The organism is Brevundimonas sp. AVps5 (assembly GCF_058681515.1).
The window spans coordinates 257,410-278,614 of sequence record NZ_CM178740.1 but is presented as its reverse complement, the minus strand read 5'-3'; the positions used below and the strand labels follow the sequence as shown (position 1 = coordinate 278,614).

Sequence of the window (21,205 nt, the reverse complement as noted above, 5' to 3'; positions counted from 1 at the left end):
AGCAGGGTCCGCTTCCTCAGTTGCGCATGGGTGATGGCCACCGCGAGGGCATCCGCCGCATCCGCCTTCACGTCCCCGGCCTGTCCTTGACAGGAGGCCGGCAGCAGCCGTTTCACCATGAAGGCGATCTGCCCCTTGTCGGCATGCCCGGCCCCCACCACCGCCTTCTTGATGAGATTGGGCGAATACTCCGCCACCGACAGCCCGGCCTGCGCCGGAGCCAGCATCACCGCCGCCCGGGCATGGCCCAGCTTCAGGGTCGACGACGGGTTCACATTGACGAAGACCTCCTCGATCGCCGCCTCGTCGCAATCATGGGCGGCACAGACCTCGCCGACCTTTTCCAGCAGCCACAGCAGGCGTTCGGACAGCGGCGCGGTCTCCGGCGGCGTCACCACCCCGTGCGCGACCCAGCGCAGCCGCGACCCTTCGGCCACCACCACGCCCCATCCGGTGCGGCGCAGGCCGGGATCCAGTCCCAGGATCCGGGTCCCCCCGCTTTGGTGAATCATGCTGTTCGTCATTCGTTCCAGTCATGCCGCAATCAGGGTTACCGGACAATGACCAAGGCGTCCGTCGCTCGCGTCTGCGACCGCTTCCCCTTCCGCCGGCTTGGGCATAGCGTCCCTCCCGCACAGGGAGCGGACTATGAGCAACAGCGCAGGCGCCGTCATCGCGGCCCAGAGAATGCAGGCCGAGCGTCGGATGATCGAGGCGCTCAAGGCCGCCGAGGCCTATTCGCCCGAAAAGGCCATCCCCCTCGCCCCTGACAGGAACCTGGCCCGCCTCGCCCTGCGCGGCCTGCTGCGCCAGAACGCGATCCGTCAGGCCCAGGCCGGCGTCTACTACCTCGACGAGCCGGTCTATGCGGCGGTCCGCAAGTCCCGCCAGCGACTGCTGACCGGCGTCGCCGTCATCGTGGTCGTCTTCGGCGTGGCCATGGCCATCGCCACCTCCAGCCGCGCGCAGACCACTCCGGCGCCTCGCACCGACCAGCTGGCCTTCCGGGCCCTCTATGAGGAACTGGTCGAGACCAACACGACCCTGTCGGAAGGCAGTTGCACCCTCGCCGCCGAGCGGATGGGCGCGCACCTGACCGCCGCCGGCTATCCGGCAGCCGACGTCCGGGTCCTCGCCCCGGCCGACCGGCCGAAAGACGGCAATCTGGTCGCCACCCTGCACGGCTCCGACGCCTCGGCACCCGCCCTCCTGCTGCTGGCCCACATCGACGTGGTCGAGGCCAGGGCCGCCGACTGGACCCGCGATCCCTTCACCCTGATCGAGGAGGGCGGCTATTTCTACGCGCGCGGCGCCTCGGACGACAAAGCCCAGGCCGCCGTCTGGGTCGACACCCTGATCCGCCTGAAACAGGACGGCTTCACCCCGACCCGCGACATCAGGATCGCCCTGACCTGCGGCGAGGAGACCGCCGACGTCCACAACGGCGTCGAGTGGCTGCTCGCCAATCACCCGCAGACCCTCCAGGCCGGCTTCGCCCTTAACGAAGGCGCCGGCGGCCTGCTCGACGCCGAGGGCAACCGCGTCGCCCTGGCCGTCCAGGCGGGCGAGAAGATCTACCAGGACTATACGCTGGAGCTGACCAATCCCGGCGGCCACTCCTCCCGCCCGAGGAAGGACAACGCCATCGTCGCCATGGCGGCGGGTCTCGCCCGTGTCGGCGCCTATGATTTTCCGCTGGAGCTGAACCCGGTCACCCGCGCCTATTTCGCGGCCCTCGCCGAGACCCAGCCGCAGCACGCGGCCGACATGCGCGCGATCAGCGCCGCCTCAGGTCCCGATGCAGCGGCGGCAGCCCGCGTCTCGGCCGCCAATCCGTCCTGGAACGCGACCCTGCGCACGACCTGTATTCCGACCCTGATCAACGGCGGCCACGCGCCGAACGCCCAGCCCCAAAAGGTCACCGCCAACATAAATTGCCGCATCCTGCCCGGCCACACGGTGGCGGAGACCCAGGCCGAACTGACGCGCCTGATGGACAATGCGGCGATCTCGATCATCCCCGTCGGCCGCCCCAGCCCGACCGCCCCGCCACCGGAACTGTCGGACGCCGTCATGGGCCCGATCCGCGAGGTCGCGGGCCGGATGTGGCCGAATGTGCCGATCCTGCCGACCATGGCGACGGGGGCCACGGACGGCCGTTTCACCAATGCGGCGGGCATCCCGACCTATGGCGTCACCGGCATGTTCGGCGACCCGGACGGCGGCGGCGTCCACGGCCTCAACGAACGAATCCGCGTCCGCTCCCTCTACGAAGGCCGCGACTTCCTGTTCGAGATCGTCAAACTCTACGCCAGGCAGGGCGAATAGGGGCTCAGCCGTTGGCCTCGATACAGGCTTCAGGGTCCATGTTCACCGGCTTCACACCCTTGATGTGATCGGCCTCGGCGGCCGCGACCGGCTCATAGCGGCGGCGTGATCGTCGAGAATCAGCCGGGCGATCTCCATGGGACGGAGGTCCTTCAGGCCGGGCACGGTCTGACCCGGGCTTGGCCCACGGTTCCGCCTGGGGCCTCAGCCGATGATAGGCTGGACCGATCCGCCTTCGGAGGACATCGGCCGACCGCCGCGCTCGCGACGGGCCGCTTCGAGAGCCGCCGCCGACATCGCGGCTTCGGCGCGGACGCCTTCCAGCTCGGCGCGCAGGGCCGTGGTCTGCTGGCTCATAATCTGGGCCCTGGCCTGATGCTCGTCCTGAACGGCGGTCAGCTTGGCCTGGATCTTCAGCATCCGGTCCTCGGCGCGGGCGATGGCCTTCTCGTGGGTGGAGGCCGCCTTGGCCAGGGTCTCGGCGCGGTCGACGGCGGCCAGACGGGCCACTTCCATCCCGGCCAGCCGCTGGCGCGTATCCTCGGTCTCGGCCTCCAGACCCCGGATCCGCTCCATGGCGCGGTCCAGGCTGATCTGCAGCTGTTCCCCCTTGCGCTCCGCTCCATGCGACCCGGCCTGCAGCTCGCTCAGACGCGAGGCCTGTTCGGTGTTCAGCACCTCCAGCCCGTTGGCGCGGGCCGTGGCCGTGTCGAGCCGCGAGGTCAGGGAGGCGATCTCGGCGCGCGCGGTTTCGGTCTGGTTCTCGAACGCCCTCAGGGACCGGGACGCCTCGCTCTGTTCCGAGGCTGCGCGGGCGCGTTCGGTCGCCAGCTGGCCTTCGCTGGCTGCCGAGACGCGGGCAAGGGCGGCGATCTCGGCCGATACCTCGTCGACGCGGCGACGAAGGACGGTGTTTTCTTCGGACGCCAGGGCGTGGTCACGCTGGATCTGGGCGCGGCCGTTCTCGGACTCGGCCCTCAGGGTCTCGGCCTGTTTCAGCTGGGTGCGCAGGGCGTCCTGGTCCTGCTCCAGTTCCTTGATGCGCTGGCCGGATGCGCGATCGGCGGTCTCCAGCGCCTCGATCTTTCCGGTCGCCACCGACAATTCGCTGCGCAGACGGTCGGCCTCGACGCGCGCTTCCTGGGAGGTCGCGGTCTGTTCGCCCAGCCGTGCGGACAGTTCGTCGGCGCGGGCCTCGCTCTCGGCCAGGGCGTCTCCGAGGCGGCGCGCCTCAGCGCTCAGATCGTCCAGACGTCCGACCGAATCGATGTTCGCGGCGCGCAGGTTGATCAGTTCGACATGGCCGTCCCGGCGCGACTTGAACTCGGCTTCCAGCGGCTCGCGCAACTGGCCCAGCAGGCTCTCGAAGGTCCCGAACCGGCGCGCCATGTCCGACAGCTGGTCGAGGCTGTCCTGAATGGTTTCAAAGCGTTCGCCGATGACGCCGGCGGCGTCACCGCTCTCGCGCGCCTCGACCGACGATGCGAGGCCTTGAGCCTTGCTGTTCCGCGACAGAACCCGATCGATCCTCGACAATACCGTCATGTCATTCCCCGCTGACGGGCGGCTGGAGCCTGATGGCGGCGGGCTCGAATCGAACCGCCCACCCCTTCCCGTTCAGAAAGATTAATGGCCGTCGCCGAACGAGTCGATACCGGGATTCCTGTGCGGTTCCCTTCCCTGTGGGGCGATCCACCCGCTGTGAAGCGAATGCCCGCAGCTGACCGCGACCCGGAGAGGGCGTCCTCGATCAGCCGGGGCGTCCGTCGCCCGAAGGCGGACGTCGGTCAGCCCGCGAACTTCGCCATCTCTTCGTCGGAGATGTCCTCGTTCGAATAGACCATCGAGACGTCGTCCTCGGCGTCCAGAGCGTCGAGCAGCCGCATCAGCGTCCCGACATGCTCGCCGGTCACAGGCACCTCAGTCTGGGGCTTCCAGACGATGGCGGTGGACTTTGCGTCGCCCAGGATCCTGGACATGGCCTCGGCCACCTCGTTCAGGTCCTCGAAGGCGGTCCAGATCGTGTGACCCGGCGCGTCCTCGTAGATGTCCGGCTTGACCAGATCGCTCTCGACGTCCTGGGCGCCCGCCTCGATGGCGGCCTCCATCACGGCGTCCTCGGTCCCGGCCTCGGCGGGGTAGGTGATCTTGCCGACCTTGTCCCACATGAAGGCGACCGAGTTCATCTCGCCCAGCGCCCCGCCGTTCTTCTTGAACGCCGTGCCGATGTTGGAGTTGGCGCGGTTGCGGTTATCGGTCAGGGCCTCGACGATGATGCCGACGCCGCCGGGACCCCGGCCCTCATAGCGGACCTCTTCCATCGTATCGACGTCGCCGCCGGCGGCCTTGTTGATGGCGCGCTGGATCACGTCCTTGGGCAGGCTTTCGGCCTTGGCGTTGTTGACCGCCAGACGCAGGCGCGGGTTCAGGGCGACGTCGGGCATGCCCGACTTGGCCGCCACGGTGATGTCGCGCGACAGCTTGGAGAACAGTTTGGAGCGGGACGCGTCGGCGCGTCCCTTGCGGTGCATGATGTTCTTGAACTTGGAATGGCCGGCCATCTTGGTCTCTTGAAGGGCGCTGACGCGAGCGATGCGGTCGCTTGCGGCTTGAGCGCGTTCGGTGTTGGGTGATCGGGCGTCTAGCCCATGGTCGCGCGCCTGTCACGGCTAGGGGCGGGAACCGCAACGCTCGGGACGGGTTGAGGGATCGAACCTCCCGGAGCCTTCCATGCAAGCCGAAGACGTCTATTTCGACGAACAGACCGAGGACGAGGCCGACATCGTCGAATGGTACGAGAGCCGGCCGGTGACCGTCTCCACGGCCGTCGCCACCGGCTCCATCGTCGCCGCCTTCGCCCTGGGCGTCCTGACCGCCGTCGGCGCCCTGGCCCTGCTGGGCTACATGGACGAAAACTAGCCCGCCCTGAGGTTCTCCACCACGCCGCGCAGCACCGCCGGCAACGGCTTGGGCCGGCGCGTCTCGGTGTCGACGTAGACGTGCACGAAATGGCCGATGGCGGCCGGCTCGGCCATGCCCCGGCGGAAGACGGCAAAGCCGTATTTCACGCTCGACGTGCCGATGTGATCGACCTTGATTCCCACCTCGATGACGTCCGGGAAAGCCAGCGAAGAGGTGTAGCGGCAGCCTGAATCGACCACGAGGCCGATCGATTCCTTCAGCGCCCCGCCGATGATCAGGTGGGCGTTCACAGCCGAATCGACGAACTCGTAGAATTTGGCGTTGTTGATATGACCGTACTGGTCGTTGTCCGCCCAGCGCGTCGAGACCGTATGGTAGGCCTTGTAGGTCGCCCGGTCGGCCAGCGGCCCCTCGTCGCGTTTCGGCATTCTGTTTTCGTCCCTCGAAGCGCCGGCTTGATCGCCGATCCTGACGTGACGCTCGGGCTTGGCCTCCGCCGCGTCAAGCGCCTATCGAAGTTCACCCGCGCGTTTCCGACGAGGCTGCTCATGACCCGGACCACCACCCGCGCTGCCGTCCTGCGCGCCATGGGTGCCGCCCGCCCCTACGCCGACAGCCGTCCCCTCTCGATCGAGACCGTGAGCCTGGACCCGCCCGGTCCCGGAGAAGTCCGGGTCGCCATCAAGGCCGCGGGCCTGTGCCACTCGGACCTCAGCGTCATCAACGGCGACCGGCCCCGGCCGATGCCGATGGCCCTGGGTCATGAGGCCGCCGGCGTGGTCGAGGAACTGGGCCAGGGCGTCACCGACCTGGCCGTCGGCGACCACGTCGTCATGGTCTTCATGCCCTCCTGCGGCCACTGCAATCCGTGCGCGGAGGGTCGTCCGGCCCTGTGCGAACCCGGGGCCGCCGCCAATGGCAAGGGCGAGCTCCTGACCGGCGGCAGACGCATTCATCACCACGACCAAGCCCTCAACCACCACCTCGGCTGCTCCGCCTTCGCCGAGCGCGCCGTGGTCTCACGCCGCTCGCTGGTGAAGATCGATCCGGCCCTCAGCTTCGCCGAGGCCGCCCTGTTCGGCTGTGCGGTCCTGACGGGCGTCGGTGCCGTGGTGAACACGGCCCGGATCAAGGCGGGCCAGAGCGCGGTCATCGTGGGTCTGGGCGGCGTCGGTCTCGCCAGCGTGCTCGGTGCCCTGGCCTCCGGTGCCTCGCCGGTGATCGCCGTGGACCTGTCCGAAGACAAGCTGGCCCTGGCCCGTACCCTCGGTCCTGTCCAGACCGTCAACGCCGCCGACTCCGACGCCGTCGATCAGGTCCGCGCCCTGACCCACGGCGGCGGCGACTTCGTCTTCGAAATGGCCGGCTCGGTCCGCGCGCTCGAGGCCGCGTGGAAGATGACCCGTCGCGGCGGCACGACCATTACCGCCGGCCTGCCGCCGCCCGACGCCGCCCTGCCGGTCAATGTCGTCTCACTCGTCGGGGAGGAGCGCACGCTGAAGGGCTCCTACATCGGAACCTGCGTGCCTGGCCGCGACCTCCCCCGCTATGTCGCCCTCTACCGTCAGGGCCGCCTGCCCGTGGACCGGTTGATGAGCGGGACCATTGCGCTCGAGGACATCAACGCGGGCTTCGACCGGCTCCACGCCGGCGAGGTCGTCCGGCTGGTGGTGACCTTCTAGGTTTTGGGCACTTCGACCGCTGGAACCGCGGGACCCTCGACCGCCGGGGTCGCTTCCGCAGCGGGCGCGGCAGCCGCCGCCGCGATGGCCGCGTCCTCGGCCTCGGCCGCCTCGACGGAATGGTTCGGGTCCTTGCCCGTGTCGCAATAGTCGAAGAAGGCGGCGATCGCACCCTTGCCCGAATCCCTGGCGACCAGCCGCATGTCGGTGCCGCCCAGACCCACGTCGATGGCGCCGCTGGCCTTCAGGGCGGTGATCACGGGATGGTCGGTCGGTACGGACGTTGCGGGCTGGAAGGTCCCGGTCGCCGTGCCCGAGGTCAGCACGGCTTCTTTCTCATAGCCCCAGGTCATCTGCACCGTCTTCGAATCCGGCAGGCAGGACAGGGTGAAGACGCTGACCCCCTCGGCCCAGTCGCCATCACCGAAGTCCAGTTCGCCCGACCCGCCGTGCGCCACGAAATGCCAGTCATAGGTCGCCGGCATGGCATCGCCCGAGGGCAGGGTCGCCTGCCCCGCCGGCGCGGCTTCGCCCTGACCCGAGGGCTGACAGGCGGCGAGCGTCAGCGCGAGGGTGACGACAGACAGGGTGCGGATCATAAGGTCGTCTCTCACTCACCGTCCCCCCGACGGCCGTCCGACCCTAGGCCTTGGGACACCGCTTCGCCAAGGCGTGACAAACGTCCGGGGCAAGGCTAGATGCACACAAAGTACTCAAAGGAAACTGACACATGGCGACTGAACTCTACGACCTGACCGTCACGCCCTTCTCGCGTGGCCTGCGCGCCCTGTCCGGCCTGCTCGACAAGGCCGTCGCCCATGGGACGGAAACAGGTGTCGATCCGGACTCCTGGCTGTCGCTGCGCATCATCGACGACATGAACCCCCTGGTGAAACAGGTTCAGACCGCCTGCGACAGCCCGAAACTGTGCGTCGCCCGCCTGTCCGGCGTCGCCGCCCCGGTCAACGACGACAGTGAGACGACCATCGCCGAACTGCAGCAGCGGATCGCCGACACCCTGGCCTATCTGGCCTCGGTGCCGCGCGACAAGATCGACGGCCAGGAGGACAAGGAGGTGACGCTGACCTTCCCCGGCGGCGAGATGAAGTTTCTCGGCCAGCCCTATGTCACCGGCTTCGCCATGCCGAATTTCTACTTCCACCTGACCACCGCCTACGACCTGCTGCGCGGGGCCGGCGTGCCGATCGGCAAGCGCGACTATATGGGCGCTCCGGCCTGAGCTGACAGCGCCTCGACCTCTTCGCGGGTCGGCAGCGACGTCTGGGCCCCGGCCCGCGTCGCTGCCAGCGCCCCGGCGGCGCAGGCGAAGGTCAGCGCATCCTCGGGCTCCATCCCCTCCAGCAGGGCGACCACGATTGCGCCGACGAAGGCGTCGCCCGCCCCGGTCGCGTCGATGGCGACCACCGCCGGCGGCGTAGCCCGGGCCATCTGGACGCCCCGGTGATACATCTCGGCCCCGCGCGCGCCCCGGGTGATCACCACCCGACCCCTGCCCCGGTGCAGCAGGTCGCCGTAGAAGGCCGCCTCCCCCTCGTTGACGACGATCAGGTCGCAGCGCCCCAGCAGGGCCTCCGACACCGGCGCGGCGGGGGCCAGGTTGGCGCAGACGAACCCGACCGCCCGGCCCACTGCCGCCTCCACCGTCTCGATCGGCAGCTCCAGCTGCACGATCAGCGGGCTTTCGATCCGGACGGGCAGCTGTTCCGGCGTGACCCGATGGTTCGCCCCCGCCGCCACCACGATCTGGTTCTCGCCCGACGGATCGACCGCGATCAGGGCCACCCCCGTCGGGGCCGCGATATCGACCTCGACCCCCGACAGATCGACCCCGAACGCCCCCATCAGGGCCAGCGCCTCCTGCGCCATGGCGTCGTCGCCGACCCGTCCGATCAGAGTGACCCCGGCCCCCAGTTTCCGGGCCGCCAGCGCCTGGTTCGCGCCCTTGCCGCCCGGATGCCGCGCCAGGGTCGCCCCTGTCACCGTCTCTCCCGCCGCCGGCAGCGACGGCGCCGAGGCCACCAGGTCCAGGTTGATCGATCCGACCACGGTGATGGTCATTGGCCGGTGCCCCCCAGCCGCCCGGCGATCAGATCGAACACCCCCTGCCCGTCCGCCTCGACCGCCCACAGATGCCGGGCGCTCGCCGGGTCGACCCGGAACTCGACCGCCGTATGGCCGCGCGTCAGGGCGCTGTCGGTCTCCACCTCGATCCGGCAGGGCGTCAGCCGGAACAGTTCGGGCTTCAGCAGCCAGGCTACCGTACACGGATCATGCAGGGGCGCAGCCTCCCAGCCGACGATGTCGCGCTCGATCCGCTGCGAGAACCGCACCATCGCCGCCGCGGTCAGCGCCGACCCGATGTCGATCGCCTCCAGCGCCCGGATCCGCTCCTCGGTCGCCCGAACCTGATGCGTCGCGTCCAGCCCGAACACGACCATCTCGCAGCCACTGGCGAACACCTCCGCCGCCGCGTCCGGATCGGCCCAGATGTTGAACTCGGCCGACGGGGTGATATTGCCCCCCTCCGACCGCGCCCCGCCCATGACCACCACCGGCCCGAGCCGCTCGGCCAGCCGGGGCTCGGCCCGCAGCGCCAGGGCGAGATTGGTCATCGGCCCCATGACGGCCAGGGCCACCGTCTTTTCGGGTGCCGCCATCACGATCCGCACCATGGCCTCGACCGCCGAACCCTCCGCCGCCGGAGCATGGGGTTCGACCGCTTCCAGATCGCCCAGACCCTCGGCCCCGTGGAACTCCCCGGCACCGGCCGGTTCGCGCTTGAGCGGCCGCGCCGCGCCGGCAAATACCGGCACATCCTCACGCCCCGCGACCTGCCGGATGATCCGCGCGTTCCGCGTCGTCTTCTCGACCGGTACGTTTCCGCCGACCGTCGTAATGGCCAGAAGGTCCAGCTCCGGCGAGGCGAAGGCCAGCAACAGCCCCACCGCGTCGTCCACGCCCGGGTCGCAGTCGATGATCAAATTCTGTCTTTTCACCCGCCCTGAATGCGGCGGGTCGCGCATCCCCGCAACGAAAAAGGGCGCGCCGTCGCCGGCGCGCCCCCTGTCTCGGGCGATGAAGGCAGGACCTACAGGCCGACCACGCCGCCGTCGTCCTTGGTGATCACGATCGTCGCCGAGCGCGGGCGCGAGCCCGTGCCGCCGGTCTGGCTGGCGGGCCAGAACGACGACGGCGTCGCCGCCGAACCATTCTCGCCCGGGTGCTGGATGTTGACGAAGATGGTCTTGCCGTCCGGCGTCGAGTCGATGCCGGTCAGTTCGCATTCCTTCGGCCCGACCAGGAAGCGACGCAGGCTCATGCCCGGCGCCTTGCCGACGAAGGTCGACTGGGTCCGGGTGGCGCCCGAGGCGTCGGTGTTGGTGATCGTCCGGGCACCGCCGTCGCCGACGTTGCCCGGTTGAGCCACCAGCATCATGCAGTTGCTCTTGTCGACGAAGGCACCGTCATCGGTCTGGATCCACAGCAGCGGATTGACCAGGCCCGAGGCGTTCTGCGGGCGGCCGAACCACAGGCCGTCCGGCGACGAGAAGTCGTTGGTCGCGTCCAGGCCCGACAGGTTGATGTTGGCCGCGTTCAGGTCCGAGTCGGCGCCGAAGGCGTAGATGTCCCACTGGAAGGTGGTCGCCTCCGGATTGTCGCCCGTCTCGCGCAGACGGATGATGTGGCCGTTCGGGTTGCCGAACTGGGCCGTGTTCGTGGCGCCGCGCGGGTCATTGTAGTGGCGCGGGTTGGCGGCGTCCGTGCCGGCCAGCGGGCGGTTGGCGGCATTGGTGTTGGTCAGGGTCAGATAGACCTCGCCGTTCACCGGGTTGACCGCGGCCCATTCCGGACGGTCCATCTTGGTCGCACCGACGGCGTCGGCGGCCAGACGGGCATTGATCAGCACATCGGCCTGGTTGGCGAAGGCATAGGCCGGGTTGGCGGCTGTGACGGCACCGGTACCGAACACCAGAGGCAGCCACACGCCGTTTCCGGTCGCGTCGTAGCGCGCGACATAGAGGGTGCCGTTGTCCAGATATTTGTCGCCGATCGACAGGCGGTCGGCGCTCTGCGCGTCGGCAGCGACCCAGGCCGTGGCCGAGACGAACTTGTAGAAATACTCGCCCCGCGAATCGTCGCCCATGTAGAAGACCGGACGGCGGCCGGCGACGAAGTTGGCGGGCCAGGCGCCCTCGTGGCCCATGCGACCGAGCGCCGTGCGCTTCCTCGGCGTCGAGGCGGCGTCATAGGGATCGATCTCGACGACCCAGCCGTACTGGTTGGCTTCATTGCGGAAGTCGCCGGTCGCATCGGCGGACAGGACCGAGGCGTTCCACTTGGCGAACACGGTCGAACCGGCGACGGCCGGAACCACCGAGGCCCAGTTGTTCGCGCCGCCGGCACCCTGCGCCATGCCGTAGCGGTTCAGGGCGACGACCTGTTTGGCCGGGCGGGCGGCATTGTCCGTCGACGAACGACGGAAATAGCCGGCCCAGTTCTCTTCGCAGGTCAGGTAGGAGCCCCAGGGCGTATAGCCATTGGCGCAGTTGTTGACGGTGCCGCGACCGGCCACGCCCGTCGGCGAGAAGACGGTGTGCATCTGCGCGTCGCCGCGGGCCGGGCCGCGAATGTCCATCGGCGTGTTCGGGGTGATACGGCGGTTGAAGGTCGAGTTCTGGACGTAGTTCCAGCCCGACGTTCCCTTCAGAACCTCGATCACGGCCACGCCGTGGGCTTCGATCTCCTTGATGGCCTCGGCTTCCGGACGGACGCCGCCGACCGAGGTCGGGCCGTTCGGGTGCAGATAGGCGGCCGTGATGTTCTCGTGGTTCATGGCCAGAAGGCCGCGCGCCGAGGAGTTGTCGTCACGCAGGCCGGTCGTGGCGCCGAGGCCGAAGAAATACAGGGCGTCGTGGTGGTCGCCCGCGCGGCCGGCGAAGTTGGTGTCCGTGCCGTTGTTGGCATAGGCGGGCGTCGCCGCGTTGATCGGGTCGCCGAGCCGGTACAGGACCGAAACCGAATAGCCGGCCGGAACCGTGACGACGTCCAGCAGGTTCTTGGCCACGGCGTTGAAGCCCAGGACCGCCGGGCTGACGGTCACCGTCGTCTGCGCCGTAGCGATGATGTTGTTCGAACCCGGAGCGTTGAACGCGAACACCAGCGGCGTGGCGGCGGTCACGCTGGGCGCGGTGAAGCTTGCGGTATTGCTGTTGGCACCCGTCAGGACAACCGTCGGCCCCGAGACCTGGGTCCAGAGCACACCGGTCGAACCGGTCGCCGTGCCCGTCAGGCTCACGGTCTTGCCCGAGGTCGTGGCACCCGAGGAGCCGGCCGAAACGGTGGCGTCCGACTTCGGCTGTTCGCTGTCGTCCTTGCAGCCGGCGAGACCAAACAGGGCGGCGACCGAGGCCATGCCGCCCATGATCGTGCGGCGCGACTGGCGCTCCTCGAGGATCGACCCGAAGGTCGGGTTGGACGAGGTGTTCAGCTCGAAGTCGCCGTCGTCGTGACTGCCGGTCAGATGGATCTCGGACATGGTGGTGCTCCCCAAAAGTGTTGGAGCGCAGCGGTAACGGCCGTGCTTGTGAAGTTCGTGTCCGAAATATTGCCGTTTTATATTGCGATCAAGTCGCACAACACAGAACGATTACAGCCTATCCGCGACCGGATCATGCAACTGATCAGTCGATGCAGGCCCTGACGCAGGCTTTGGCCAGGACCTCTGCTGAATCGACAAGCGGAACAGACACATCGGCTGCGTCGAGCAGCAGGGGAACCTCCGTACACCCCGCAATCACGGCATCGGCACCCGCGACGTTGAGCGCCTCGGCCAGCCGCGCCATCTCGGCGCGATTGTCCACACCGACGTCACCGCGCTTCACCCCGTAGACGCAGGCCATGAAGGCGGCCCGATCCTCGCCCTGCAGAACCACCGGCTTCACCCCGGCCGCCGTCAGGGCCGAGACGTACAGCGCCTCCCCGCCCGGCGTGGCCAGGATGCCGATGCTGCGCGCGTCATACCCCTTGGCCGCTGCGACGGTCGCGGCGATCATGTCGATGAAGGGCAGGCCCGCCGCCACGATCCCCGGCTTCTGCGCGTGGGCCGTGTTGCAGGGCATGGCCAGAACCTGCGCCCCTGCCGCCTTCAGCCGTTCCGCCATCCGGCCCAGTTCGGCCTCGGCCTCGCCCGGCCGGGTGTTCCGGTCCGGCACCTGCGGGTTCATGTCCATGACGACCCGGATATGATCCGCGTCGCCCTCAGCCGGCGTCAGCGCCTGCACCCGCGCCAGGAACGCCACCGTCGCGGCGGGCCCCATGCCGCCGAGAACCCCCAGAGTCTTCATCGCGCCGTCGTCTCCCTGATCCTGCCGGTCCCGATGTCCGGAGCCGGAGCCTGCGTGCCCGGGTTCGCCGGGCCAGTCCCGGCCCGAAGCCGGTCTTACGTCTGTTAGCGCCAAACCGGGAAAGCGCCAGCGCGGGCGGTCACAGCCCGTCGACACGGCCGGCTGTCACACCTCGGGAACGGCGAGGGCCCGGCCGATCTTCGCATCCCGTCGCTATCCGACATTGAAATCCCCGTCGCGAGCGATAAGGTCGGTCTCGAACATCGGGGGGTGGTCATGACAACAGCAAATACCGGGCGTGCACGGAGCGGAGACCGCGTCTTCCCCGGCCTGGCCATCGCCATGGTGCTGATCGTGGTGGCCGGGTTTGTGGTCCAGCTGGCGACCGGGCGCTCCAGCTTCGACGCCCCGCTGATGGTCCACGCCCATGCCGTCGTCTTCATGGGCTGGCTGGTCATCTTCCTTCTCCAGAATCTTCTGATCGCCACGGGTCAGGTGCGCTGGCACCGGCCGCTCGGGTGGCTGGCCACCGTCTGGCTGGTCCCCATGCTGGTCCTGGGCTGGCTGGTCACCGAGGCCATGGTCCGCCAGGGGACTGTGCCCTTCTTCTTCCGTCCCCTGCAGTTCCTGGTCTTCGATCCCCTTTCGCTCGTCGCCTTCGTCGGACTGACCATAGCGGCGGTTGCGCTTCGCCGATCGACCGACTGGCACCGCCGCCTGCACTATTCCGCCATGGCCATCCTGATGGGACCGGGCGTCGGCAGGCTTCTGCCGGTCCCGCTGCTGGTCCCCTGGGCGTGGGAGGCGACCGCCGCCGTCACCCTGCTGTTTCCGGTCATCGGCATGATCATCGATCTGCGAAAGACCGGCCGGATTCACCCGGCCTGGGTCTGGGGCTTCGGTGTCCAGGTGGCGATGATCATCGCGATCGAAGCCATCACCTTCTCGCCGCTCGGCACTGCCTTCTATGACGCGGTCGTCGCCGGCTCACCCGGTGCCGCCGTCGCCCCGCTGGACTTCCCGCCGCCGCCCGGCCCGCCGCCTCCGGCCGGTTAGGCCAGCATCGCGTCCAGCTCGCCCTGATAGCCGAACAGGCCCTGGGCCCCGCCGGTGTGCAGGAACACGACCCGTTCGCCCTCGAACCGGCCGGCCTTCGCCAGCGCGATCAGCCCCTTCATCGCCTTGGCGCTGTAGACAGGGTCCAGCACGATCCCGTCGGTCCGGGCCGCCAGCATCAGGGCGTCGGCCACACCCTGGTCGATCAGACCGTAGCCGGCACCGACATAGTCGCAGTCGGCTACCACCATCCCGTCCGTCACCCGGTCCGGATGACCCAGCAGGGCGGCGGTTTCCTTTGCAAGCTTCAGGACATTGGCTTCCTGCCTGTCCTTCGGGGCCCGCACCCCGATGCCCAGCACCGGGATGTCCGCGCCCATCACCGCCAGCCCGGCGACCAGACCGGCATGCGTCCCCGCGCTGCCCGTCGCTGTCACGATCCGGTCGATGGCGAGGTCCAGCTCATCGGCCTGGATCACGATCTCGCGCGCGCAGTCGACATAGCCCAGGGCCCCGATCGGGTTCGAGCCGCCGCCGGGGATGACATAGGGCTTACCGCCGCGCGCCCGGATCTCCGCTGCGGTCTTCTCCAGCTCGGCCGGCATGTCCGAACCTCCGGGCACGGTGCGGATCACCGCACCGAACAGCCGGTCCATCAGGACATTGCCGTTGTGGACATAGTCGATCGCCTTCGACCCGGTCCGCTCCTCCAGGATCACCTCGCACTTCAGCCCCATGGTCGCCGCGGCCGCCGCCGTCTGGCGCACATGGTTCGACTGCACCGCGCCCTGGGTCACCAGGGTGTCGGCGTCCTGTTCGAAGGCGTCGCCCAGCAGGAATTCGAGCTTGCGCGTCTTGTTGCCCCCGCCCGCCAGACCGGTGCAGTCGTCGCGCTTGATCCACAGGTCGATGCCCAGCGCCTGCGACAGGCCCGGCGCGGGCTCCAGCGGGGTCGGCAGATGGGCGAGGCGCACACGGGGAAAACGGGCGAGATGCATGGGGTCGGCCTTTCGGGTTCCCGCCCTCCCTAACACCGTCGCCGGATGGGTGCGAGACGGCCTCAGGCGGCCGCGACAGCCTCGTGCATGACCGCCAGAGTCCGGGCTGGAGACGGCGTCTGGTCGGCCATCAGATCATCCAGCAGGCCTTTCACGGCCGGCGTGATCCGGGCGCTGGCCATGCCCCAGCCGCTGAACACCCGCGCCTCCGCCGCTTCGCGGCCGAAGACGACGATATCGCGATGGCGGTTGTCGCTCGCCAGCCGCCGAAGGAGGCCATCGAGCGCGTCGGACGGCCCCTCGATCACCTGGATGTAGCGACCCTCATGCGCGGCCAGGGCCCCGGTCAGGCCGTCGCGGTCATTGTTCCTCTGCGACTCCGCCAGGATGGCGACCAGGTTCATCAGGTTGTCGGTCCGGCCCGTGGCCGTGCTCCCATAGATCAGCCGTTCCAGCCTGGACATTCAACGCCGCCTCTTCCGCAATCAAACAGTGTGGCGGTCGCAAAGGCCCCACCCCCGGAGAATGACTGGCAGCCTCATTCAGTTGCATCCCTGCGGCACCGCTATCTGACGGGGCCGGCTTTCGCCACCATGCCGACCGGCCCCATATGGGTGTGGTTGAAGCTGGAGCCGTATTTCAGCCCGTAGCCGACCAGCCGGTCGAAGCCGACATGCGCGCCCCAGATCAGTGCGAACGGCAGGGCCGCGGGCAGGACCGTCAACCCCACGCCTGCCAGCGCCAGCGGTCCAATCTGTGTGTGTGTCGCATTATAGGCCACCGTCCCGACGCCGCGCCCGAACAGATAGGCCAGGAACGACAGGTCGGGGGCCAGGAACAGTCCGGCGAACCACCACCAGGACAGGCCGGTCTGGTGGTACAGGAAGGCGCACAGGGCCAGGGTGCCGAGGCCTTCCAGCCTCAGAAGCAGCATCGGCCAGCCGCGAACGCCGCCGCTGCTTTGCGGGATGGGGGTCGTCATTTTGTCTCTCCCTGAACGGTCCAGGTGATCCCGAGCGTCAAAAGCCAGATCAGCCAGCCCGTGAAGACCCATTGCGCGATCTGAAAATCGGGGAAGGCGGGACTGGCCGTGGCCAGCAGTTCGATGTGTCCGACGATCCAGAGCGGGGCGAGGATCAGGGCGGCGGTACCCAGAAGGCGGGTCCAGAGTCCTCGCGCCAGCGGCCCGCGCACCAGAGCCAGCCCCATCGCCAGGGTCCAGGCGGCCAGCAGAGTCTGGCCCAGCCATTCGCCGATGGCCACGCCTGCGAACTGGTTGAGCGCCTCATAGACCGCGACTGCTCCGGCCGATGACAGCGCATCACCGTGCAGCCCCCGATCGGCCAGCCCCGGCACGACGAACACCCAGCGCGACAACCCCGCCGCCTGGACCACCGCAGAGGCCGCTCCGGCCGTCGCGGCCCAGGCCGGCCACCGCCCGCCGCCCGTCCTGACCGCGTCGCCCGTCCAGGCCGAGACCCAGAGGAAGGCAAGGGCGCAGAAGGCGAAGGCGAGCCAGATCAGGATCAACTCCGGCCCGCCCGCCTCGAACGCCCGCAGCACGTCGAGCGGCGGCCCGCGCAGCACGTCGTCATAGCCGAACCGGTCGACCAGCAGGGCGAAGGGGATGTTCGCCGCCACGGCGAACGCGATCATCGCCGCCCCGGCCTTTCGTTTCACATCGAGCATGTCGTTTTGTCCCAGTTGTGTGACATCGGTATATGTCTCATATGTGAGACATGTCAAGCGCACCTGTGATTCGCTCCCGCGACCGCTCCGGAACCGAAGCCGCCATCGTCACGGCCGCCGAAACGTTGTTGCTCCGCGACGGCTGGACCAGTCTGAACGTCAACACCCTGGCGGCCGAGGCCGGGGTCGATCGCAAATTGATCTATCGCTATTTCGAGGGCGTGGAGGGGGTGGTCGAACGCCTGGCCGGCCGGCTGGATATGTGGCTGGGCGAGACGCTCGCCGCCCAGCCCCCGACCCGCGCCACCAGCTATCGCCTGTTCGCGCGCGAGATGCTGATGGCCTATCTGACTGCCCTGCGCTCGAGCCCGTTGATCCTGCGGCTGGTCGCCTGGGAACTGTCGCAGGACACGCCTCTCCTGAGACGTCTGGAGGCGGCCCGCTCGGCGGTGATGCAGCGCTGGACCGCCTCGCGCCGGCCGGACATTCCCTTGCCCACCGGCGTCGACGTCGTGGCCCTGAACGTCGTTTTACTGGCGGCGATCCAGCACCTGGCCCTCGCCGCTGCCACCCGCGACCGGTTCGCGGGCGTCACCCTGGACGACGCAGGCTGGACCCGGATCGAGGCCGCCATCGACCGGATGCTCGAGGCCTATCCGGGCTGAGCCTCGCAGGCCGTTTCCATCTCCCGGAAATGCTCCTCCTCGCAGGGCGCGGGCATGGCCGGGGCGTCGGCCCGCGTCGCGACCCGGGCTCCCGCCTCCAGCGTGCGGTGGACCGGGCATTTGTCGGCGATCTCGAACAGGCGGGCGCGTTGCCCGTCGTCCAGCGCACCGTCCAGCGTCAGGGTGCGTTCGAACACGTCCGCCGGCGTCTGGCCCGCCTGCCGGTCATGTCGCACCTCGACCGAGGCCCGCTCCAGCGGCAGACCTTTCCGCTCGGCATAGAGCCGCAGCGTCATGACCGTGCAGGCCCCCAGTCCGGCCGCGACCAGCTCATACGGTGTTGGCCCCGAGGCCAGGCCGCCCACCGAGACCGGCTCGTCGGCCAGCAACATGGCCCCGCCGGCCTCGACCCTGACCTGGAACCTGCCGGCCCCCGTCTCGGCCACCCGCACCACCCCGTCGGCGGGCGGCGTCGTGACCTCGGCCTCCATCACGTCCAGATATCGGCTGGCCCAGGCGGCGATGACATTGGCCGCATAGGCGGCATCCTTCGGGTTCGACAACAGGTGGTCGGCGTTATCCAGCGAGACGAAGCTCTTGGGATGTTTCGCGGCCAGGAAGATCCCCGCCGACTCCTCGATGCCGACGATCTGGTCCACCGGCGAGTGCAGCACCAGCAGGGCCCGCTTCAGGTTCGCCAGCCGCGTCTTCTGGTCCTGCATCTTCAGGTCGTCGGCGAAGCCTGCGCCGACCGAGACCGGCCGGCCGCCCACGCTGACCTCATGGCGCTCGCCGGGTTTCACGGTCTCGGCCCCCGGACCCAGCAGGTGCAGCACATGGGCGACGTCGAAGGGCGCGCCGATGGTGGCCACCGCCTTGACACTGGGGATGTCGCCCGCCGCCGCGATCGCCGCCGCCCCGCCCAGGCTGTGGCCGACCAGCAGGCCCGGCGCGCAGCCCCGCTCGGTCATACAGGCCCCCGCCGCCACCAGATCGGCGACATCTACGGTGAACCCTTGGGGCATGGCGGCCACCCCCTTCTCGCCGATCCCGGCGAAGTCCAGCCGCAGCGTCGCCACCCCCTCGGCCGCCAGCGCCCTCGAGATCCGCGTCGCCGCCAGATTGTCCTTCCCGCAGGTGAAACAGTGGGCGAACAGGGCCCAGGCCCGCACCTGTCCGTCCGGCCGGTCCAGCCGCGCCCGCACCGTTCGTCCGTCCGGCGTGGCAAAGTCGAAGGGTTCGGTCTGCATGGCGGCTCCTCCCGGCTGAGACGCCAGCCTATCCCGACTGTTCGTCGCCCGCCCGCGAAAGGTTTCCAACCGCGCACGATCGGCCTATCGTCGCTCCGTTCTCCGGGGAGCCGCCTCAGCGGCTGAGATTGGCGTATTCGCCTGACCCGTCGAACCTGATCCGGGTCATGCCGGCGAAGGGATGGGAAACACTCGGTCACCGCCTCGTTTCGGGGGCGACAGGACCCTTCCGACCCCGACGTCGGCGGACCCTCAAACGCAGAGGCCGCCATGAACATCCACGTCACGCCAGAAGCGAATGCCGATGAGGCTCAAGCAGCGAGCGACCGCGTCGCGAGCGATAGCCTCCCCCTCGCGGAAGCGAGAAAAGAAGTCATGCGCGAGACCGGCACCATCCCGACCGGCGAGCGCGCCGGGTCGCACAAGGTCTATGCCTCGGGCGAGCTCTACCCCGACCTCCGCGTGCCCTTCCGCGAGGTGGCCCTGCACCCCTCGGCCAATGAGCCGCCGCTGACCATCTATGACTCCTCGGGCCCCTATACCGACCCGACCGTGACCATCGACATCAAGCGCGGCCTGCCCCTGGTCAAGTCCAGCTGGCAGCTCGACCGCGGCGACATCGCCCCCGTCCTCAACCCCCGCGAGGTCAGGCCCGAGGACAACGGCCACGCCGAGGGCAAACACCTCGCCCCCCGTTTCGACACCTCGCACCACAAGGTCTTCAAGGGCGTCGAGGGCCGCCCGACAACCCAGTACGAATACGCCAACGCCGGCATCATCACGCCCGAGATGGAATATGTCGCCATCCGCGAGAACCTGCGCCGCGAGCAGAACGCACCCTGCATCCGCGACGGCGAGGACTTCGGCGCCAGCATCCCCGACTTCGTCACCCCCGAGTTCGTGCGTCAGGAGATCGCCCGCGGCCGGGCCATCATCCCGCACAACATCAACCACCCCGAAGTCGAGCCGATGATCATCGGCCGCAACTTCCTGGTGAAGATCAACGCCAACATCGGCAACAGCGCCGTCCTGTCGTCGGTAGACGATGAAGTAGATAAGTTGGTCTGGGCCACCCGCTGGGGTGCCGACAACGTCATGGACCTGTCGACCGGCCGCAACATCCACAACATCCGCGACTGGATCATCCGCAACTCCAGCGTCCCCATCGGCACCGTCCCCATCTACCAGGCGCTGGAAAAGGTGAACGGCGTCGCCGAGGACCTGACCTGGGAGGTCTATCGCGACACCTTGATCGAACAGGCCGAACAGGGCGTCGACTATTTCACCATCCACGCCGGCGTCCGCCTGCCCTTCGTGCCGATGACCGCCAAGCGGGTCACCGGCATCGTCTCACGCGGCGGCTCCATCATGGCCAAATGGTGCCTGTCGCATCACCGCGAGTCCTTCCTCTACGAGCATTTCGAGGACATCTGCGACATCATGCGGGCCTATGATGTGTCGTTCAGCCTCGGCGACGGCCTGCGCCCCGGCTCCATCGCCGATGCCAATGACGAGGCCCAGTTCGCCGAGCTGCGGACCCTCGGCGAGCTGACCAAAATCGCCTGGGCCAGGGGCTGCCAGGTCATGATCGAGGGCCCCGGCCATGTGCCGATGCACAAGATCAAGGCGAACATGGATGAGCAGCTGAAACACTGCCACGAGGCGCCCTTCTATACGCTCGGGCCGCTGACCACCGACATCGCCCCCGGTTACGACCACATCACATCAGCCATCGGCGCGGCCATGATCGGCTGGTTCGGCACGGCCATGCTCTGCTACGTCACGCCCAAGGAGCACCTCGGCCTGCCCGACCGTCAGGACGTCAAGGACGGCGTCATCACCTACAAGATCGCCGCCCACGCCGCCGACCTGGCCAAGGGCCACCCGGCCGCCCGCCTGCACGACGACGCCCTGAGCCGCGCCCGGTTCGAGTTCCGCTGGGAAGACCAGTTCAACCTCGGCCTCGACCCCGAGACCGCCCGCAAATACCACGACGCCACCCTGCCCAAGGAGGCCCACAAGACCGCCCACTTCTGCTCCATGTGCGGCCCGAAATTCTGCTCGATGAAGATCAGCCAGGACATCCGCCGGGATGCGGCGGCGCAGAACGACGCGGGGGGTTCGCTGGTGGATGCCGCTGCGGCCGAAGCCGGGATGGCGGAGATGTCGGCGAAGTTCCGGGCCGGGGGGAGCGTGGTGGAGGTGAAGGTTTAGGCTCTGTCCATCGACTGGTGTCTGTGAGAGAGATAC

General features: G+C 68.6%; 20 protein-coding genes, 1 pseudogene and 1 riboswitch. Of the genes and pseudogenes, 7 read left to right on the top strand and 14 right to left on the bottom strand.

The window, feature by feature from the left end:
• Window positions 1–11 precede the first annotated feature (11 nt).
• A pseudogene (ruvC, locus tag ACW18A_RS01390) lies at window positions 12–524 on the bottom strand (crossover junction endodeoxyribonuclease RuvC); the annotation flags it as partial.
• 124 nt (window positions 525–648) lie between these two features.
• Here ruvC and ACW18A_RS01385 point away from each other — a divergent pair.
• Entirely contained in the window at window positions 649–2,328 is a 1,680-nt protein-coding gene (locus ACW18A_RS01385) for a M20/M25/M40 family metallo-hydrolase (RefSeq protein ID WP_492023034.1), read from the top strand.
• 204 nt (window positions 2,329–2,532) lie between these two features.
• Here the strand turns inward: ACW18A_RS01385 and ACW18A_RS01380 are convergent, their stop codons facing one another.
• The gene (locus tag ACW18A_RS01380; protein WP_492023033.1) at window positions 2,533–3,873 is read right to left on the bottom strand and encodes a hypothetical protein; all 1,341 of its coding nucleotides are present in this window, start codon (window positions 3,871–3,873) and stop codon (window positions 2,533–2,535) included.
• Between the two features lie 242 nt (window positions 3,874–4,115).
• The gene (locus tag ACW18A_RS01375) at window positions 4,116–4,889 is read right to left on the bottom strand and encodes a YebC/PmpR family DNA-binding transcriptional regulator (RefSeq protein WP_492023032.1); all 774 of its coding nucleotides are present in this window, start codon (window positions 4,887–4,889) and stop codon (window positions 4,116–4,118) included.
• Between the two features lie 169 nt (window positions 4,890–5,058).
• Here ACW18A_RS01375 and ACW18A_RS01370 point away from each other — a divergent pair, with 169 nt between their 5' ends.
• Window positions 5,059–5,247 carry a hypothetical protein gene (locus ACW18A_RS01370; protein WP_492023031.1) on the top strand — a complete coding sequence of 63 codons (189 nt, stop codon included), beginning with the start codon at window positions 5,059–5,061 and terminating at the stop codon, window positions 5,245–5,247.
• On the opposite strand, the gene ACW18A_RS01365 is transcribed toward ACW18A_RS01370, so the two are convergent.
• Window positions 5,244–5,678: an acyl-CoA thioesterase gene (locus tag ACW18A_RS01365; RefSeq protein ID WP_492023030.1), complete on the bottom strand. Its 435-nt coding sequence runs from the start codon at window positions 5,676–5,678 to the stop codon at window positions 5,244–5,246. The genes ACW18A_RS01370 and ACW18A_RS01365 overlap by 4 nt on opposite strands.
• 120 nt (window positions 5,679–5,798) lie before the next feature.
• Between ACW18A_RS01365 and ACW18A_RS01360 the strand changes: the two genes are divergently transcribed.
• A complete protein-coding gene (locus ACW18A_RS01360) occupies window positions 5,799–6,932 on the top strand; it encodes a zinc-dependent alcohol dehydrogenase family protein (protein WP_492023029.1) in 1,134 nt (377 codons plus the stop codon).
• Here the strand turns inward: ACW18A_RS01360 and ACW18A_RS01355 are convergent.
• On the bottom strand, window positions 6,929–7,546 hold the full coding sequence (locus ACW18A_RS01355; RefSeq protein WP_492023028.1) for a hypothetical protein: 618 nt from the start codon (window positions 7,544–7,546) through the stop codon (window positions 6,929–6,931). The two genes, ACW18A_RS01360 and ACW18A_RS01355, sit on opposite strands and share 4 nt — an antisense overlap.
• Window positions 7,547–7,662: 116 nt before the next feature.
• Between ACW18A_RS01355 and ACW18A_RS01350 the strand changes: the two genes are divergently transcribed.
• A complete protein-coding gene (locus ACW18A_RS01350) occupies window positions 7,663–8,172 on the top strand; it encodes a DUF1993 domain-containing protein (RefSeq protein WP_492023027.1) in 510 nt (169 codons plus the stop codon).
• On the opposite strand, the gene ACW18A_RS01345 is transcribed toward ACW18A_RS01350, so the two are convergent.
• The 4 genes from ACW18A_RS01345 to cuyB all read right to left on the bottom strand — a co-directional run bounded on the left by ACW18A_RS01345 (window position 8,151) and on the right by cuyB (window position 13,297).
• Entirely contained in the window at window positions 8,151–9,011 is an 861-nt protein-coding gene (locus tag ACW18A_RS01345; RefSeq protein ID WP_492023026.1) for a ribokinase, read from the bottom strand. The genes ACW18A_RS01350 and ACW18A_RS01345 overlap by 22 nt on opposite strands.
• Window positions 9,008–9,934, bottom strand: coding sequence for a nucleoside hydrolase (locus tag ACW18A_RS01340; RefSeq protein WP_492023025.1), 927 nt, complete (start codon window positions 9,932–9,934; stop codon window positions 9,008–9,010). Before ACW18A_RS01340 ends, ACW18A_RS01345 begins: the two co-directional genes overlap by 4 nt.
• A gap of 107 nt (window positions 9,935–10,041) precedes the next feature.
• Window positions 10,042–12,489 (bottom strand): PhoX family protein, encoded by a 2,448-nt coding sequence (locus tag ACW18A_RS01335; RefSeq protein ID WP_492023024.1) that lies wholly within the window; start codon window positions 12,487–12,489, stop codon window positions 10,042–10,044.
• Window positions 12,490–12,634: 145 nt separating this feature from the next.
• Window positions 12,635–13,297 (bottom strand): cysteate racemase, encoded by a 663-nt coding sequence (cuyB, locus tag ACW18A_RS01330; RefSeq protein WP_492023023.1) that lies wholly within the window; start codon window positions 13,295–13,297, stop codon window positions 12,635–12,637.
• A 276-nt stretch (window positions 13,298–13,573) separates the two neighbouring features.
• Here cuyB and ACW18A_RS01325 point away from each other — a divergent pair, with 276 nt between their 5' ends.
• On the top strand, window positions 13,574–14,353 hold the full coding sequence (locus ACW18A_RS01325; RefSeq protein WP_492023022.1) for a hypothetical protein: 780 nt from the start codon (window positions 13,574–13,576) through the stop codon (window positions 14,351–14,353).
• Here ACW18A_RS01325 and cuyA read toward each other — a convergent pair.
• From cuyA to ACW18A_RS01305, 4 genes are all read right to left on the bottom strand, one after another.
• Window positions 14,350–15,351 (bottom strand): D-cysteate sulfo-lyase, encoded by a 1,002-nt coding sequence (gene cuyA / locus ACW18A_RS01320; RefSeq protein WP_492023021.1) that lies wholly within the window; start codon window positions 15,349–15,351, stop codon window positions 14,350–14,352. The two genes, ACW18A_RS01325 and cuyA, sit on opposite strands and share 4 nt — an antisense overlap.
• A 62-nt stretch (window positions 15,352–15,413) precedes the next feature.
• The gene (locus ACW18A_RS01315; protein WP_492023020.1) at window positions 15,414–15,815 is read right to left on the bottom strand and encodes a BLUF domain-containing protein; all 402 of its coding nucleotides are present in this window, start codon (window positions 15,813–15,815) and stop codon (window positions 15,414–15,416) included.
• Window positions 15,816–15,916: 101 nt separating this feature from the next.
• The gene (locus ACW18A_RS01310) at window positions 15,917–16,333 is read right to left on the bottom strand and encodes a DUF4260 domain-containing protein (RefSeq protein ID WP_492023019.1); all 417 of its coding nucleotides are present in this window, start codon (window positions 16,331–16,333) and stop codon (window positions 15,917–15,919) included.
• Window positions 16,330–17,040, bottom strand: coding sequence for a DUF4386 family protein (locus ACW18A_RS01305; protein WP_492023018.1), 711 nt, complete (start codon window positions 17,038–17,040; stop codon window positions 16,330–16,332). Before ACW18A_RS01305 ends, ACW18A_RS01310 begins: the two co-directional genes overlap by 4 nt.
• A gap of 65 nt (window positions 17,041–17,105) precedes the next feature.
• Between ACW18A_RS01305 and ACW18A_RS01300 the strand changes: the two genes are divergently transcribed.
• Entirely contained in the window at window positions 17,106–17,705 is a 600-nt protein-coding gene (locus tag ACW18A_RS01300; protein WP_492023017.1) for a TetR/AcrR family transcriptional regulator, read from the top strand.
• Here the strand turns inward: ACW18A_RS01300 and ACW18A_RS01295 are convergent.
• Window positions 17,693–18,955 (bottom strand): bifunctional alpha/beta hydrolase/OsmC family protein, encoded by a 1,263-nt coding sequence (locus ACW18A_RS01295; RefSeq protein ID WP_492023016.1) that lies wholly within the window; start codon window positions 18,953–18,955, stop codon window positions 17,693–17,695. The two genes, ACW18A_RS01300 and ACW18A_RS01295, sit on opposite strands and share 13 nt — an antisense overlap.
• A 93-nt stretch (window positions 18,956–19,048) precedes the next feature.
• Window positions 19,049–19,154: riboswitch (TPP riboswitch) on the top strand.
• 176 nt (window positions 19,155–19,330) lie between these two features.
• Here ACW18A_RS01295 and thiC point away from each other — a divergent pair.
• Window positions 19,331–21,169, top strand: coding sequence for a phosphomethylpyrimidine synthase ThiC (gene thiC / locus ACW18A_RS01290; protein ID WP_492023015.1), 1,839 nt, complete (start codon window positions 19,331–19,333; stop codon window positions 21,167–21,169).
• The last annotated feature ends 36 nt before the right edge of the window (window positions 21,170–21,205 follow it).